The 17,029-nt window shown below is 37.7% G+C and carries 13 protein-coding genes and 1 riboswitch; of the genes, 8 read left to right on the plus strand and 5 right to left on the minus strand.

Features of this window, described 5'->3' with window-relative positions:
* Positions 1–19 precede the first annotated feature (19 nt).
* Both AC1D0Y_RS06510 and AC1D0Y_RS06515 read right to left on the minus strand, forming a co-directional pair.
* The gene (locus tag AC1D0Y_RS06510) at positions 20–958 is read right to left on the minus strand and encodes a response regulator (RefSeq protein WP_028407541.1); all 939 of its coding nucleotides are present in this window, start codon (positions 956–958) and stop codon (positions 20–22) included.
* A gap of 4 nt (positions 959–962) precedes the next feature.
* Positions 963–2,213 carry an ATP-binding protein gene (locus tag AC1D0Y_RS06515; protein WP_060744928.1) on the minus strand — a complete coding sequence of 417 codons (1,251 nt, stop codon included), beginning with the start codon at positions 2,211–2,213 and terminating at the stop codon, positions 963–965.
* A gap of 266 nt (positions 2,214–2,479) precedes the next feature.
* On the opposite strand from AC1D0Y_RS06515, the gene AC1D0Y_RS06520 reads away from it, so the two are divergent.
* Together AC1D0Y_RS06520 and AC1D0Y_RS06525 are read left to right on the plus strand one after the other, a co-directional pair.
* Positions 2,480–3,469: a glutaminase gene (locus AC1D0Y_RS06520; RefSeq protein WP_028407543.1), complete on the plus strand. Its 990-nt coding sequence runs from the start codon at positions 2,480–2,482 to the stop codon at positions 3,467–3,469.
* Between the two features lie 102 nt (positions 3,470–3,571).
* Positions 3,572–5,002: an alanine/glycine:cation symporter family protein gene (locus AC1D0Y_RS06525; protein WP_477707387.1), complete on the plus strand. Its 1,431-nt coding sequence runs from the start codon at positions 3,572–3,574 to the stop codon at positions 5,000–5,002.
* 29 nt (positions 5,003–5,031) lie between these two features.
* On the opposite strand, the gene AC1D0Y_RS06530 is transcribed toward AC1D0Y_RS06525, so the two are convergent.
* From AC1D0Y_RS06530 to AC1D0Y_RS06540, 3 genes are all read right to left on the minus strand, one after another.
* Entirely contained in the window at positions 5,032–6,531 is a 1,500-nt protein-coding gene (locus AC1D0Y_RS06530; protein WP_028407545.1) for a sodium:solute symporter family protein, read from the minus strand.
* Positions 6,531–6,734, minus strand: coding sequence for a DUF3311 domain-containing protein (locus AC1D0Y_RS06535; protein WP_028407546.1), 204 nt, complete (start codon positions 6,732–6,734; stop codon positions 6,531–6,533). The genes AC1D0Y_RS06530 and AC1D0Y_RS06535 overlap by 1 nt, the downstream gene beginning before the upstream one ends.
* Before the next feature lie 377 nt (positions 6,735–7,111).
* Positions 7,112–7,711: a cupin domain-containing protein gene (locus AC1D0Y_RS06540; RefSeq protein WP_081085187.1), complete on the minus strand. Its 600-nt coding sequence runs from the start codon at positions 7,709–7,711 to the stop codon at positions 7,112–7,114.
* Positions 7,712–8,096: 385 nt separating this feature from the next.
* A riboswitch (ZMP/ZTP riboswitch) is annotated at positions 8,097–8,175 on the plus strand.
* A gap of 55 nt (positions 8,176–8,230) precedes the next feature.
* Here AC1D0Y_RS06540 and AC1D0Y_RS06545 point away from each other — a divergent pair.
* The 6 genes from AC1D0Y_RS06545 (at position 8,231) to AC1D0Y_RS06570 (ending at position 17,006) form a co-directional block, all read left to right on the plus strand.
* Positions 8,231–9,826: an APC family permease gene (locus AC1D0Y_RS06545; RefSeq protein WP_060744855.1), complete on the plus strand. Its 1,596-nt coding sequence runs from the start codon at positions 8,231–8,233 to the stop codon at positions 9,824–9,826.
* A 182-nt stretch (positions 9,827–10,008) separates the two neighbouring features.
* A complete protein-coding gene (locus AC1D0Y_RS06550; protein WP_235593534.1) occupies positions 10,009–11,055 on the plus strand; it encodes a DUF5105 domain-containing protein in 1,047 nt (348 codons plus the stop codon).
* A 151-nt stretch (positions 11,056–11,206) separates the two neighbouring features.
* Positions 11,207–11,716 carry an acyl-CoA thioesterase gene (locus tag AC1D0Y_RS06555; protein ID WP_013055518.1) on the plus strand — a complete coding sequence of 170 codons (510 nt, stop codon included), beginning with the start codon at positions 11,207–11,209 and terminating at the stop codon, positions 11,714–11,716.
* 460 nt (positions 11,717–12,176) lie between these two features.
* Positions 12,177–14,945, plus strand: a complete 2,769-nt coding sequence (gene ppc, locus AC1D0Y_RS06560; protein ID WP_060744857.1) for a phosphoenolpyruvate carboxylase — start codon at positions 12,177–12,179, stop codon at positions 14,943–14,945.
* Positions 14,946–15,162: 217 nt separating this feature from the next.
* A complete protein-coding gene (locus AC1D0Y_RS06565; RefSeq protein ID WP_050689301.1) occupies positions 15,163–15,606 on the plus strand; it encodes a hypothetical protein in 444 nt (147 codons plus the stop codon).
* A 392-nt stretch (positions 15,607–15,998) separates the two neighbouring features.
* A complete protein-coding gene (locus AC1D0Y_RS06570) occupies positions 15,999–17,006 on the plus strand; it encodes an aromatic ring-hydroxylating dioxygenase subunit alpha (protein ID WP_477707388.1) in 1,008 nt (335 codons plus the stop codon).
* Positions 17,007–17,029 lie beyond the last annotated feature (23 nt).

Genomic DNA, 17,029 nt, shown 5'->3' on the forward strand with positions numbered 1-17,029 from the left:
ACCTTTTCCGTCTTTTCTATCAATACCAGCTTTTTTCCTTGCTTAACAAGCGTTTTGCTTCAAAAAAGAATATTTGAATGAACTTTTTAGTGTTAATGCGAATCGGCAAAATTTTAGAATCTCCCTGCAATTCTTTCATTTTTTTACGAACGGCTGTAAAGTCAAAAAACTTAGAAGCATAATTTTCAAACTTTGGATTTGAAAAATCTGTTAACCCAATAGAAGCAAAGTGATTTAGTGAGTGAGTAACTGCTCGTCTTATACGCTGTTCACAAGCTTTGGTTTCACGGTTAATTTCAATAGAAGACGCGTGAGCTCCTAATTTTTTCTCCGCAACATTTACAAAAATATTTTTTAGAGAAGGAAAATGTTTTTCCACACTTTCTCTTTGGTCATAAGTGTACAGAAACTGTAAAATATCCAGTAAATCTTTTGCACCATTTTCTCCTACAATACCTAACTCGGCTAATAAGAATTTTCCTACATCGTATAGATGGGCTTGTTTCGTTATCGGCTGGCTTGAAGGGGGAGCGTGATGAGCTGTCGCTAAACTATTCAATGAGGTCTTAATATCGTCGATTGATTTCTCAAGGGAGATTCGTTCCATTACTTTTCGAATAACCGTTAAAATTTCAATTCGATTAATTGGTTTTGTAATATAGTATTCAATTCCTAATGAGTAAGCCTCTCCTATCAATTCTTTGGACTCTACCTGTGAAATCATAATCATTTTTCCGTTAAATGAATCTTTTAAATGACGGATTGTTTCGATTCCGTCCCGTCCTGGCATAAGTAAATCGATAAATAAAATATCAATTTGTTTTAAATTTAACGTAGAGGCATCTAAAAAGCTTCCGTCGACGACTTCTTCTACAACTTCTCCTAAATCCTCATCTTCAATCAGCTGACTGAGCGTTGAACGAATAGCTGAATCGTCATCTGTAATACAAAATCGCATAAACTCATCCTTTCTGAATTAGATTACGAAGGGGGATTTGAATGATAAAGGTCATTCCGCTGTCTTCTTGTGTAGCTTTAATCGTACCTTCAAGTTCTTGAACAATATCTTTTACATAAGAAAGACCAATGCCAGTAGAGGGGTTTCCAAATTGATCGTACTTTGAGGTGAAACCAGGTTCAAAAATAGCTTTTTCGTACTTTAAAGGTACTCCAGGACCGTTGTCTTGTACATGAAATTCTACATGTTCAGCTTGACTATGTACCGATAAAACAATCCTTCCCTCATCTTTAATCGCCTCCACTGCGTTTGCTACCAAGTTATTAATGATCGATAAAATGGTATAAACGTGGTAGCTGAAATGTTCCCCGTTTACAGAAGAAAAAAAGGTGATTTGTTTGTGAAGAGAATCGGCATATTTTTTGTTGATGCGTACGATCAGCTCGATTAATTCCTCTGCTTTCATATAATTTTGGAAACTTTCATTTGAAATTGTTTTAGATAAGCCCGCAAAAATACGCTGGTTGTCTTTTTTTACTTCGTGAATATCTCCGGCAATCCGAAGCGCTTTTTTACTGAGCGTTTGGTTTAGCACAGAATGATCTTTTTCCTGCTGATTTAATACACGGTATAAATCGTACGAAGCTTTTGTAATGGCTTCTGTATTATGAAGGGTCTTTTTTAAATGAACGGTTTCTTCATAAAGGCTTGTAATGAGCATTAGCATGTGCTCATTTTGTTTGCGAATTTGACGTTCCCGTGACTGTGATTCATAAATCGTCATCATATTAAAAAAGCTGAGTACAATGAAGCTGTGAGCAAAAGCAATAACGGCCATGTCAGATAATGAATCGACATGGATTGTTGTGTGCAAAACTATATACTGCGCAGTTAGTTCCACTACATCAGCAGCAATTTCAATGATGAGTCCAATCACTCCAATTACAATAGCACTATAGTTCATGCGGCTTACTTTAAAAATAAAAAATAAAAGTGCATACGTAAAGTAGAAGAAAAACGTAGGGTAATGCGTATGTGCAGAAGCCGCAAATTGAAAATGATCGAGCATGATATAATCGAGCATGATGCGAAAGAGAACGACGCTTAAAGCGGTTAACAAGCCCCCGGCTAAAACGGTTTTCCGTTTTAAAAGCAACAGGAAAAAGAAAAATGTAGGAGCTCCAAATGTAATTCGAAATGTTTCATTTAACGGATAAAATTTTAACTCTCCCGCCAGCGGGACAGTAATGAGCATGAGCAATAAAATGTACGGATCTTTTCGAATGAAAGATTTAAAATTCAGACAATTTCACCTCCTGAAGTGATTCGTGAATTAGTATACATTGTGACAGCGTCCAGCACAATGGAGAAGAGTGCCAAAGATAAAAATATAATTCCAAAAAGTTTTGTAGGTTTTTGTATGCTCTCGTAGGTTGCATTGTACATTAAAAACGAAAATGAAATCTCGCTTTATGAAAGCGCTTTAAAATAAAAAGTTAATTAAGTGATGAGGTGATTTTAATGAAAAGAGAAATTGAACAGGAAATGTCTTACTTACAGCTCACTGCAAAAGACCGGTTACATGAGTGGGTGCAACAAATAAAAGAATTTTCGTCAGAAGGAAAGACGGCTGATTACATTCCAGCGCTGAAAGATATGGACTCGTCTCAATTAGGTATTTGTTTGATTGGTGCTGACGGAACGGTTATCCAATCTGGAGATTATGAATCGGTATTTACTCTTCAAAGTATTTCCAAAGTCATTAGCTTTATAGCAGCTTGCTTATGCTGCGGCATTCCTTATGTGCTAGAGAGAGTGGATGTAGAGCCGACTGGAGATGCATTTAATTCTATTATAAGACTGGAAATGCATAAACCAGGAAAGCCGTTCAATCCTATGATTAACGCTGGTGCTTTAACGGTTTCATCTCTTTTATCTGGGGAGACGGCAAAAGAAAAATTAAGCTATTTGTTTGATGTGATAACGATGCTTACCGGGAAAACACCACTCATTAATGAAACGGTCTTTGAATCAGAATGGCAAACGTCTCATCGAAATCGTGCGCTTGCTTACTATTTAAAAGAAACGAACTACTTGCAAGGAGAAGTAGAAGAAGTTCTAGAGGTTTACTTAAAGCAGTGCTCAATTGAAGTAACGACTGAAGATATTGCACTGATTGGATTAATTCTGTCATTAGACGGATACCATCCAGTGTTTCATAAACAAGTAATTCCAAAAGAAGTAGCTAAATTAACAAAAGCGCTCATGCTTACATGCGGTATGTATAATGCTTCAGGAAAGTTTGCGGCATTTGTTGGTATGCCAGCTAAAAGCGGTGTATCGGGAGGAATCATGTCATTGGTGCCACCTAATACGAAAAAGCAGTCTCCATTTCCAGACGGATGCGGTATCGGAATATACAGTCCAGCTATTGATGAATACGGGAATAGCGTAAAAGGTGTTACGCTGCTAAAAAAAATCGCAAAAGAATGGGATTTGAGTATTTTTTAGTCTATTTACGTACTCTTCATTCGCTTCAATAATATAAACACCAAGAGAAAAAACTTTCATGTTTTGCATTTGTTCTACCAAATTTTTAATGAGGTGATAGGCATGCAACAAGCAATCGAAAGTGTGATTAGCGTCATCAATGATTTTTTTTGGTCGAATTTATTAATTATTTTACTTGTCTCAATTGGTATTTATTTTACGATTCGCTCTCGTTTTTTGCAGTTTCGCATGTTGAAAGAAATGGTACTTGTTTTGAAAGAAGGACGAGCGGTTAAAGGTGGAGGAGTCTCCCCGTTTCAAGCTTTTTGCATAAGCATGGCAGCTCGAGTAGGAACGGGAAATATTACAGGGATAGCGATTGCTATTGCACTTGGTGGCCCGGGTGCTGTATTTTGGATGTGGATTATTGCCATTATCGGTTCAGTATCAAGTTTTGTAGAAAGTACACTCGCTCAAATTTATAAAGTAAAAGGATCAAACGGGTTTCGAGGAGGACCCGCTTATTATATGGAAAAAGGGTTAAATAAAAGGTGGATGGGCGGGCTATTTGCTGTACTCATTACACTATCATTTGGCCTGGTGTTTAACGCTGTGCAGTCTAATACGATTACGCTGGCATTTGAGAACTCTTTTGGAACGAGCCGCTTGTTGGTTGGGATTATTATGACAGTTATATTTGCGGTAATTATTTTTGGCGGAATCAAACGCATCGCCAAGATATCGGAATACATCGTGGTCGTATTGGCCGTTTTATACATTGGAATGGCTCTGTTCATTATCTTTAAAAATATTGATCAAATGCCTGCGGTTCTATCTCTAATTGTGAAAAATGCATTTGGATTTGAACAAGCGCTTGGGGGGGCAATTGGTGCAACGTTAATCAATGGAGTAAAGCGCGGACTGTTTTCCAATGAAGCAGGAATGGGAAGTGCTCCCAACGCGGCGGCAACTGCAGTGACGAGTCATCCAGTTAAACAAGGTCTTATCCAAGCATTTGGTGTCTTGACGGATACACTCGTGATTTGTACAAGCACAGCATTTATCGTTCTCTTATCCCCCGCCTATAAGCAGGGACTAAGCGGCATTGAACTAACGCAGGCTTCTCTTAGTACCCATATCGGCTCTTGGGCATCAGGGTTTTTAGCTATCATGGTATTTCTATTTGCTTTTAGTACGTTAATTGGCAATTATTATTATGGAGAAACGAATATTGAGTTTTTAAATTCAAATAAGATGTGGCTTTGGTCTTATCGTGTAGGTGTTTTAGCGATGGTTATTTTTGGATCGATTGCTCAGCTTCAGCTTGTATGGAACTTGGCAGACTTATTTATGGGGATGATGGTAGTCGTGAACTTGATTGCTATTTTTCTATTATCGAAAGTGGCATTTTCCGCCTTGCATGACTATACTCAGCAGAAAAAGGAAGGGAAAAATCCAGTCTTTTATAGAGATGCGTTAGAAAACAATCAAAATATCGAATGCTGGGAAAGAGAATCTACTCCACCCCCTTCTGAAAAAGAGAATATTATCTAAAAAAAGTTCAGCCAATTGGCTGAACTTTTTTATGCGTTTTTCTTTAATTCAGTTTGCGGAGTGCCTTTAGAAAACAATGTTTCTTTCACACCGTTAGTTGCTGCTTTTGTTTTGGCCGAAAAGATTGGATTTAAAATAACAACTACGAGTAAGTTAGATAATAATCCCCAGAACCCTTCATAAAGACCAAATGAATTTCCTGTGGCATGGACGGTAAACGTTACAACCAGCCCTACTACTAATCCAGCAATCGTACTTTCTTTCGATTGATTTCTCCAGAACAGGCTGATAACGATAGCCGGGAAAATTTGTACCATACCAGATACCCCTAGTAACTGTAGGGAAACAAGTGCTTGAGGGAATAATAAACCGAATAAAAGTGCCAGTCCAATAACAACGAAAACCATAGAACGAGTAACCATTGTTAATGTTTTACCCTGTACATTTGGATTAATTAAATCTCTGAATATATTATTTGCAAATAAGTTAGACGCTCCGATAGCCATGATAGAACATGGAATTAATGAAGCAAGAGCAATCGTTGCATAAGCTAACCCTTGGCCAATGCCGCCATATGAATACTGAATTAAGGTTAATAATGCTAATCTAGGATCCGTTGTATCTTGAGGTAATACTTGATAAGCAATAAATCCTAAGAAGATGACTAGAATTAAAACAATATTGTAAAGCGGTAAGAAAATAGCATTTTTACGAAGCGAATCTGCACTTTTAGCAGTGAAAACACCTGTAGCAGCGTGGGCCCACATGAATAAAGCTAAAGCAGATACGAGTGATGCTGTAATAAACCATGGAATGCCTTTAGGTCCTTGTGTTGGGATCGTTAATAGCTGAGGTGCATCCTTTGCAACATTGTCGATCATGTTGCCCCAGCTTCCAAAATGCATAATTGGCAGAGAAACAACCATAAATAACATAATGGCCCATACTAAAATATCTTTAATAATTGCCGTATATGTGGGACCTTTAATTCCGCTGAAAAAGGTATAAAGAGCCACAAGAAAGAATGAAAGAATAACGACTGCTTTTACGTTAATGTAGCCAGTTCCTGCAACGCGAAGAGTATCTTGAATACCGCTAAGCTGAAGATCAATATATGGAATGAGCATCAATACACCTACTATAGCAATTAAAGAGGAGAGAAATTTACTGCTAAAACGTTCTCTGGCATAATCAGCAAGCGTAGTAAGTTTGTGCTTTTTAGCAACAGTCCAAAGCTTTGGAAGAAAAAAGTATGAAATTAAAAAGGCTAAAACAGAGTAAGGGATGGCAAAAAATGCGATGCTTCCTCCCTGATAAGCTGTACTTGTAAGTCCTAGGAATGTATAAGCAGTATATAAATCTGCTCCTACTAAAAGCCAGACGAGCAGGCTTCCAAAACGTCTTCCACCTACAGCCCACTCTTCAACTGAGCTTCTAGATGATTTGTCACGTCCCGCTATAAAGCCAATTGCGATAACAACAAGAACAATTGCTGATGTGATTAAAAGTGCTGTTAAATTTCCTTGCATTATTCAATGTCCCCCCAAGATTTTTGTAAACGATAAATAATAAATGTACATACAGGCGTTAAGAAGACCCATAAAAATAACCATAAATGCAAAAGAGGTAATCCAAAAATAATTGGATGAATGTTATTTACAAAAGGTAAAACAGCGAATTGAGCAATAAATGGAATGATGAATAAAATAAAAATTATGAATTTTCTATTCAATTTTACTCCTCCTACTAAAAATTTATCTAACAATGTTCACTATGATAGCAAGTCTGACATGGTAAAGCAATAAGTTTTTTGAAAATTTCGTTATAATCTATGAAAATTTTTTTAGAAAAACAAAAAAGAGCTTGTGATGAGAGTATATTTGAAATGATTATGAAAGAAAAAAAGGGGAATAATCTAAGCGAAGTTGCTCTTGAAGCAAAAAGAGAACGGAAAAGAAGAAATTTAGTTTTGACCGGGAAGTTTTTGTTATTTCGCTGAGATAAAGTATATTGCTATTGCATCATAAGAAAAGAATTTGTATGTTCAAATAGAGATTCATGGAAAGAATAAAACAGAGCAAATAAAAAAACTAGACAATAAGTGCTTGTCTAGTTCCACCACTCTGTCAATGGTCCTTTGTCGCCATAAACAGGATCTGTTGTAGGAATAGGTACTTGTGCAATTTCATCAAATACGTGAGGGCGGTCAGTTTGTTTTCCTGTTCGTAAATTGTAATCCATGCCCTCTGGATAAGCTCCAACCACTTTAAAATCAGCAGTTGACTGCAGACGCATATGCCCTGTTCCTGCAGGAAGTACGAGCACATCGCCAGCATGCACCACGATATTTTCTCCCATATGTCCACCTAGTTTTAAACGTGCAGATCCGCTAATTACACCTAGTGCTTCATGGGAATTGCTGTGGTAATGGTGAAAATCATGTATGCCACCTACCCAGCTGTTTTTCCAGTTGTGAGAATTAAAAATGCTCTCCACTTTCTCTTTCTTACTAATAAATACGTGTTCATACAATAAAACTGGAAGACGAGGGTGATTTGGAATGGTTCCGTCGTCATCAAAATAAAGAACTTTTACATTTGCATAATTCATAAGCATCCCTCTAACAATCTTTTTTCGTAATTTTCCCTGTTTTTTGCTTGCGTAAACAGAGAAGTTTGCTCGAAGTACTTCATTTGTTGCGAAGTGCATGATATGTAGGTTTTAACGTTTTCCTAAAAGAAGTCTCCCACTTCAAGCGTAGCTAAGTGGTGGACAGTTCACTTTAGTATCTTTTCTTCATATTGTATATAAGTAAAGGGTCTAGTGCAAGAATTCTATGGATATATAGCTGTTAATTCTTATTATGTAAATGAATACTATATATTAGTATAATCTTTAGAAGGTAATCTACTCGTGGAGTAAAAGAATCAAACAACAAGAAAAGTTAGGGTTTTAGTTATTTTTGTAATTAAAAAGAGGTTTATAGAAGTTTTATTCGAAATTTTACGAATAATTTATTATTTTTATAAAAGTAATGTAAACATTTTTGTGTATTGAGTAATAGAAATGAATGTTATATACTGATAAAAAATATATTCCTATATGTGACTGGCGCAACATGGATGACCATGGGGGAGCATATAGCGTATAAGCCGCGCGCCTGGGCAAACACTTGAGAAATTTTCGCAAGTGTTTTTTTATTTTCCTAGGGAAGAGGAGTAGATTTGGATGAGCAATATGCAAAGGAAGATGGGAACATTTGCTTTAACCATGACAGGCATAGGTTCGATTATCGGTTCAGGGTGGCTGTTTGGAGCATGGAAAGCAGCTCAAATTGCGGGACCCGCGGCTATTTTTTCATGGGGTATTGGAATGGTGGTTATTTTGACCATTGCTCTATCATATGCTGAACTGGGCGCGATGTTTCCACAAGCAGGGGGGATGGTTAAATATCCTCAGTATTCACACGGATCATTTATTGGTTTTTTGGCTGCTTGGGCTAACTGGATTTCAATCGCTTCAACGATAACAGTGGAGGCTATTGCATCTGTGCAATATATGAGTACGTGGCCGTGGAAATGGGCTCGCTGGACTCACGAATTAGTAGATAATGGAATTTTAACGTCCAAGGGGTTGGCAGTTGCGTCTTTGTTATTATTCGTTTACTTTTTTGTGAACTATTGGACGGTAAATCTCTTTGCTAAAGCAAACTCATTTATTACGATTGTTAAATTAATTATTCCTGGTTTAACAGCAGGGGCTTTATTTTTTGCTGGTTTTCATAGCGGAAACTTTTCAAGTGAGCATGGGGTTGCCCCTTATGGATGGGCCAGTGTTTTAACGGCAGTGGCAACATCAGGTATTGTGTTTGCATTTAATGGGTTTCAAAGTCCTGTAAATATGGCAGGAGAAGCAAAATCACCTAATAAATCGATTCCGGTAGCTGTAATTGGTTCAATTTTTATTGCAGGAATTGTATACATTATATTGCAAATTGTTTTTATCGGAGCAGTAAGTCCGTCATCAATTGCTGATGGATGGAATCATTTGAATTTTAATTCTCCTTTTGCTGATTTAGCGATTGCGCTTGGAATTAACTGGCTAACAATTGTGTTATACGCAGACGCATTTGTTTCTCCTTCCGGCACAGGTGCTACATATACGGCAACTACTTCTAGAATGTTATACGGGATGCAGCAAAATGGATATTTGCCAAAGATCTTTGGTACGCTTCATCCACTTTACAATGTCCCGCGCCCAGCTATGTGGCTAAATTTAGCAGCTTGCTTTTTGTTTCTCTTTTTATTTAGAGGATGGGGTGTCTTAGCAGAAGTGATCTCAGTAGCGACGCTTATCTCTTATATTATGGGTCCTGTAGCGCTTATAACATTAAGAAAAACGGCTTCACACTTTTACCGTCCATTTTATTTAAAAGGGGCATCAGTTATTGCGCCATGCGGCTTCGTTTTTGCTTCCTTGACGCTTTACTGGGCAAGGTGGCCACTTACAGGTGAAGTGATCTTTATTATGGCAATTGGCCTGCCTGTTTATTTTTATTACCAAGCGAAAAATAAATGGGTGGGCTTTAAAAAAGAATTTTTAACCGGGGCTTGGATGCTTATCTATTTAGCGTGCATGATTTTTATTTCCTACATAGGAAGCGAAAAATTCGGAGGCAAAAATATTTTGCCTTTCGGATGGGATATGCTAGTGATTGCTTGCGTATCATTAGCTTTTTATTACTGGGGAATTAAGAGTGGCAAATCTAACCGATATATGAAAGAAGCTGAACAAATCAATCAAGAAAATTTTAAATCTAAATAAAAAAACACGAGCCCGTGCTCGTGTTTTTTTATTTAGGTGAGTGGAGAGTTTAGACTTAGTTTTTATCAAAATATTGTAAAAAATATAGATTTTAAGGTTTAAGTATTTATACAGAGGGAACCTTTATTTGGGATAAAGTTGTAAAAAAACAAAATAAAGGGGATTAGGCAGCTGTGAAAAAAATGAATGTTTTGGCTTTAGCTTTTGTACTTATGCTAGTATTAGCGGCTTGCAACAGTTCTAAGGAAACGGGAGGGTCTACTTCGGCTAAAAATAAGGCGATTGAAGCATCTATTGACAGCGCTTCTTACATTTTAGTAGATAGTGATGAAGGAGCTACAAGTGAAGAAAAAGGGCTGTTGAAAGTTGATTTAAAAGTGAAAAATGTCTCCAAAAACAGTATATCTTTATCGGATTATGACGGTGTTTATTTATACGAAGGAGATGAACAGCTGTCTCCAAAAACGGGAGTGAACAGTCGTGAGCTCGGACTAGAAAGCAGTGCATCTGACAAAATTGGTGCTGGAAAGCAAAAAAATTTAACGTTTGTCTTTGAAGTCAAAAAAGATAAAAAGTATAAAATTGGGCTTCAGCCAAAATCATCTGATTATGATGAAGAAATTGACGAAGTGACATTAACACTGGATACAAAGAAATACGCGAAAAGCTATAATAAGCTGCAAGACCCAGAAAAAGCTCTGCAAGCTTATACAGAAGTCCTTTACTTAAATAAAGAAAACGTAGACTATGATAAATATGTAACAGCAGATAAAACAGCTGTTATAGAAGAACAGAAAAAAGCGTTTAACGAGGAATTAAAAGGTGCGTTTTCTAATAGTTTAACCGACAAAGCAAAAAAAGACTTTTTTAACATGTATAAAGATGTTTTAAAAGAAAAAGCAAGCGTGAAAACAAATGTGATTGCGAATGCAAATAATAAAGCAGTAGTAGAGGTGGAGTACACGACTCTTAATTTATCAGACTTGTATTCATACGTATCGCAGCTTAAACGAGCCTACACAGAGGAAACGAAGGATTATGATACAGAACACTCTGAAGAGTTTGCCGCTTCTCACTTCAAAGATATTGTAAATGAATTGGAAACAAAAGAAGGAAGTCGCCCCCTACGAATTTTTATGGTGAAAGAAGATGGGAAATGGACTGTGAAACCAAGTGACCTATACAGTGATTCTTTAGGTAAAACGTTTGGATCAAGCTATATTCGATAGACAAAAAAGAGAAGAATTTTTCTTCTCTTTTTTGTTTTCTGTAAATAAATCAACGAGTTTTTTGTAAAGCTAAATTTATCAAAATATGCTAGTATAGGTTCATTCATTCTTTTATTCTTATTATGATAGGCATCAATGGAGGTTCTTACTAATGAAAGCAAATTATTGTAAAGATACAAAGGCTGTTCGAACGAGCCGCATTTTTCCTAATGATATTAATAATCACAATACGTTATTTGGCGGAAAGTTAATGAGTGATATTGATATGATTGCGTCCATTTCAGCTTATCGTCACAGTCGTACAGAGTGTGTAACAGCTTCAGCAGACTCTATTCATTTTCTGCACCCTATTACGCCTCAGGATTCTGTATGTTTGGAGTCATACGTATCATGGACAGGTCGTTCATCCATGGAAGTGTTTGTGAAAGTGATTAAAGAAAATTTAAAAACCGGGGAGCGTCAAATTGCAGCCACATCATTTTTAACTTTTGTGGCAATGGATGATGATGGAAAGCCCCGTGCAGTACCGGAGCTTATTCCAGAAACAGAAGAAGAAAAATACCTGTTTCAAACGGGGGCAGATCGCGCTGCCACGCGTAAACAAGTGCGTAAAAAAAGCAATGAACTAGCATCGGTATTGGATTTAGGACAACCTTGGTAGCATAAAAGAGAGGCCGAGACAAAATTGTTTTAGCTCAAATGAAAAACGAACCAGTGATCAACGTGTTTGATTAGTGGTTCGTTTTTTTTGTTATGGTGAACGTAGGTTTCATCTGTTTCGTTCCTTCTAGCAGTTGATTGGAAAGCAAGACGAAGACTACGGGGGAAAAGCGAAAGAGACGAGGAGGCTCATCGACCGCCCGCAGAAAGCAAAGTCTTGCACAGTAATCAACTGCGGTGTCACAAGCGGTTCAGCTTATGTATCCCATTTGTTCGTCTTTAGATTGGATTCATTTAGTTATGTCTTAACCTCTTTCTATATTTGATGAATCTCCTCTCCTGAACGAGAGGAGGAAATAAAATTATATGAAATTTATTTTCGTTCATGGTAATATGGATTTAATATAATTTTCTAAAAAGTTTAAAAAGTACAACATTTATAAAGAAAGGTGTCGTGTCTAATGGTAACAGTAGAAGCAGCAGAAAGACAAAACAGCAGCACTGCCCTGCGCCGTGATGTAAAGTTTCTCGGTCAATTGTTAGGGAAAGTTCTGGTTCACCAAGGTGGAGAAGAACTGCTCAACAAAGTAGAAAAAATACGCGAAGTAGCAAAATCACTTAGAGAAAACAAAGATGAAGTTATCTATAAAGAAATAAAAAATGAAATCGTTACTCTTGAACAGCCGATGCGCGAGCAGGTTATTCGGGCGTTTGCAGTTTATTTTCATTTAGTTAATATTGCAGAGCAAAATCATCGAATTCGTCGCAGACGGGAATATCAGCAGCAAGAAGATTCTATTATGCAGCCGGGCTCATTGGAAAGTGCCGTTGTTTCGCTTAAAAATAATGGAGTGGCGCCAGACGTAATTGCTAACTTGCTTCAAACTTTATCTCTAGAGCTCATCATCACTGCTCATCCAACAGAAGCCACTAGACGAAGTGTTCTTGATATTCATAAACGAATGGCTGAGCTTCTCAAAAACTTGGATAATCCAACGTTAACAAAACGCGAACGTACGGAAATTGAAGAAAGACTGTTTAGCGAAGTGTTGATTTTATGGCAAACAAATGAACTGCGAGATCGCAAGCCAACCGTAATGGATGAAGTATCGAATGGATTATATTATTTTGATGAAACGTTATTTGAAGTGCTTCCTCAACTTCATCAGGAGTTGGAAAATTCATTGCAGGAGAATTACCCCCAAGAAAATTGGAAGGTGCCTAATATTCTTCGATTTGGTTCATGGATTGGCGGAGACCGGGATGGAAATCCAAACGTAACTCCCAAAGTAACGTGGCAAACGCTTGTCAAACAAAGAAAGTTAGCTATTCGTAAATATAAAGAGTCGCTTACTCAATTGAGACAAAGGTTAAGTCAGTCTACAAAAAGAGTCGCAGTTTCAGATAATCTGCTTGATTCTATTAATCAAGAAATATCGCTGCTGCCTGAGAAAAAGCGATGGAGAATCAAACACGAAGTGTATCGCTGCAAGCTTACGATTATGCTTCATAAATTAAATTTAGTTGGAGAGTCGGAAGCGGGTTATCAAAGGTCGGAAGAACTTCTACATGATTTATTTCTAATCAAAGACAGTTTGCAAAAGCACCAGCCTCAGGATTATCAGTTAAAAAGCTTATGTAAATTAATTCGCCAAGTTGAGCTGTTTGGTTTTCATTTAGCAACGCTTGATATCCGTAATCACAGCGGGGAACATGAAGCGGCAATCAAAGAAATTTTCCATGCGGTTTCTTTAGCTGAAGATTATTCAGCGTTAACAGAAGAGAAAAAAGTTGAGCTGTTAGGGAAAGTTCTTCAAGACCCAAGACCTGTGCTATCGTTTGTAGAGAATTACTCTAAAGAAACGCAGCAAGTAATTGAAGTATTTAATATGATACATCGAGCACATAAAGAATTTGGAGAAAGATCTATTGAAGTCTACTTAATCAGCATGACGCAGTCTGCAAGTGATTTGTTAGAAGTCATGGTACTTGCCAAAGAAGCAGGTATTTATCGCCTTCATGCAGATGGCCGCATTGAAAGTAAGTTAAATATAGCTCCGCTGCTTGAAACGATTGATGATCTGACAGCGGGTCCTAAAATTATGGAACAGCTATTTCAATTAGATTTTTATCGTGAGCACTTAAGGAAACAGCAGGATTTGCAAGAAATTATGCTTGGCTACTCAGATGGAAGTAAAGACGGAGGAACGCTTACTGCTAATTGGAAGCTCTATAAAGCGCAGCAGGAAATTCACGATATGGCGAGGAAGTATCAAGTTCGTCTGAAGTTTTTCCATGGCCGAGGCGGCTCACTAGGCCGAGGAGGTGGACCGTTAAACCGAAGCATTTTATCTCAGCCTGTTGAGACGCTAGGAGACGGTGTGAAAATTACAGAGCAAGGAGAAGTTCTTTCTTCTAGATACGCTTTATATGACATTGCCTACCGAAGCCTTGAACAAGCGGTCTCAGCTCTTCTTACAGCGGCAGCAAATGTTTCTCAAGAAGCTGAACAATGTGATATTCGTACACATGAATGGGAAGAAACAATGGACGAGATTTCAACTGCTTCTTTACGTAAGTATCAAGAGCTTGTTTTCAAAGATTCAGACTTTTTAACGTATTTTAAACAAGCTACACCTCTTCCTGAGCTGGGAGCTTTAAATATTGGGTCACGTCCAATGAGTCGAAAAGGAAGTGATCGCTTTGAAGACTTGCGAGCAATTCCGTGGGTATTTGCATGGACGCAAAGCAGACAGCTGCTTCCAGCCTGGTACGCTGCAGGTACGGGCTTACAGCATTTAGTAGAGAAGTCGAGAGATATACAGCTTCTTCAGCAAATGTATAAAGAATGGCCATTTTTCCGCTCGACCGTCGATAATCTGCAAATGGCCTTAACAAAAGCAGATTTAATGGCAGCAAAAGAATACACGGAAATGGTACAAGACCCGGCTATTTCAGAGCGGATTTTTACCGCCATTAAAAAAGAGTATAATCTCACAAAAGAAATGATTCTTCAAATCACAGGTCAAAAAGAACTAATGGATCATCTTCCTACGATTAAAGAATCTATTAAATTACGAAATCCGTATGTGGACCCTCTAACATTCTTACAAGTTAAAGTCATTTCCAAGCTGCGTGAAGATGAGGCTGGAACGTTAAATGAAGCACTTTTAAAAGAAGCGTTATTAACGATTAACGGCATTGCAGCAGGGTTGCGTAATACAGGCTGACGCTACCAAAAGACACCTCAAGAAAATAAAAGAGGTGTCTTTTGCCTATTCTTCTCACATAAAGAACTGCCTGTCAGTTCCCTCTCTTTTAAAGAGAACTTCCTTCTATTAAATAGGCACTGAGAAAAATCAATGATAGAATAGAAAAAAGATGGAAATATTCTACAACTGAATGCGAGTGATGGGGGAACTAGATTGAATATGGAGGACGAGGACAATGGTAAAAAATTCGCAAATCTTCATTGAAGCTGACTCCGAGAATTCTGTATTTATTGGACTGGAATTTTGTGAGTATACACAAAAAATGAATCCTACTTGTTTGTCCAAACAGCATATAAATGTATTTATTCATCCGGAAGAACTCACCGTGGAATTTAAGAAAACAAAAAGTGATAGAACTATCGATGATTTTCATCTCATGCATATCGTTCCGGTTCATTGCTTTAATTATTTATTATGTTCGATTTCGCAAGGTATTGTTACAGATGTTCAGCTGAAAGCGGTTGGTCATCAAGGAGAAACGTTGTTTGAAGAAAGTCTTACATTGAAGTTTCATGAAAAAGCGACGGATTATGAAGAAACCCTCTCATTTTTCAAACATTTAAATCAAGAAATACAAAAGCAGACGAAAAAATATACAGCCAGTTATATGAGCTCATAATAAAGCAAGCTGCGGTTTTAAAAACCGCAGCTTTTATTCGTTTAACCGAAAAAATCATGTTAGAGGTGCTTACAAATCAAGAGATTTTTCAGTGGGAAATTGATAAAGTAAAACTAAGAGAAATCAGTGGACAGAAAAGCTTTTAGCGGCTGGCCGCTCTTTATTCAATATATAAGGGTTTAAGTATTAAGTTTAAAAAATAGCGATGAACACGTATTGTCATTGTAGATGAAGTGCTAAGGTCGCTCTATCTGCAATCATGTAGAATCTTCGCGCGCTTATAGTCTGTTTTACGGAACGAAAAAGCTGCGGAAGTAGAAGCACTCCTTCTATTTCTGCGGTTTTTTTTATAAACAAGAAATAAATTTACTTATTGTACGGAGGCGATGCAGATGATTAAAGATTTAGTATTGGCTAAGGAATGGCTGCCTGCAGCTTATTCACATGATTTAACAGATCAGCCTTTGCAAGTAACGATTTTAGAAGAGCGAGTTGTGCTTTTTCGCACAACTAATGCCATTAAAGCATTTAAAGATTTGTGCATCCATCGCGGTGCAGCGTTATCTCTTGGAAAGGTGGTAGATGATTGCATTGTATGCCCTTACCACGGATGGAAATACGATGATGCCGGGGCTTGTGTAAAAATTCCTCAACAGCCGCCGGGAAGAGCTATTCCTTCAAAAGCAAAAGCACAGGTGTATGACTGCGTTGAAAAGTACGGAATTATATGGGTGAAGATGAATAGAGACGCGGGCGATACTCCTCTTCCCCAGTATGACGAACATCTTAACTCCGGATTCAAAACGGTTTGCGCCAACTCTCATACTCTGCAGGCAGCAGCTCCTCGTGTCGTAGAAAACTTTCTAGATGTAAGCCATTTGGCTTTTGTTCACGAAGGAAGCCTTGGACACTCTGACTACGCCGAAATTCCTGATTATAAGGTGCATTGGAAAGATAACCGATACGTTTCTGATGAAATCGCTGTGTACGCAGATGCAGATGGTACGGGTAACTTTGCGACTATTTATTATACCTTTGAAATTCTTCGTCCTACTGTTGCAAGATTGAAAAAAGTGAACTATGAAACGGGTGAAATCTTTTCAATGCTGTTTGCGGTTTTACCTGAAGAGGAAAGAAAGTCCACGGTGTTTGCGCTGGTTTCTAGAAACTATTCGTTTGATGCACCTGATCAATATTTCCGCGATTTTCAGCAGCTTATTATTGAACAAGATACCAGTATTGTGGAAAGTCAAAAACCAGAAGAGCTGCCGCTTGACTTACAAGCAGAGCTTCATTTGAATCCGGACCGATTGAGTATTGCCTATAGAAGATGGCTCGGTGATTTAGGAGTGACCTTTGGAAGTGACGTAGGATCAAGATTAAAAAAAGCTGCTCAATAAAAAAAGAAGAAAGGAGTCTCCTT

It is taken from the genome of Priestia sp. P1_B12_1 (assembly GCF_056406695.1).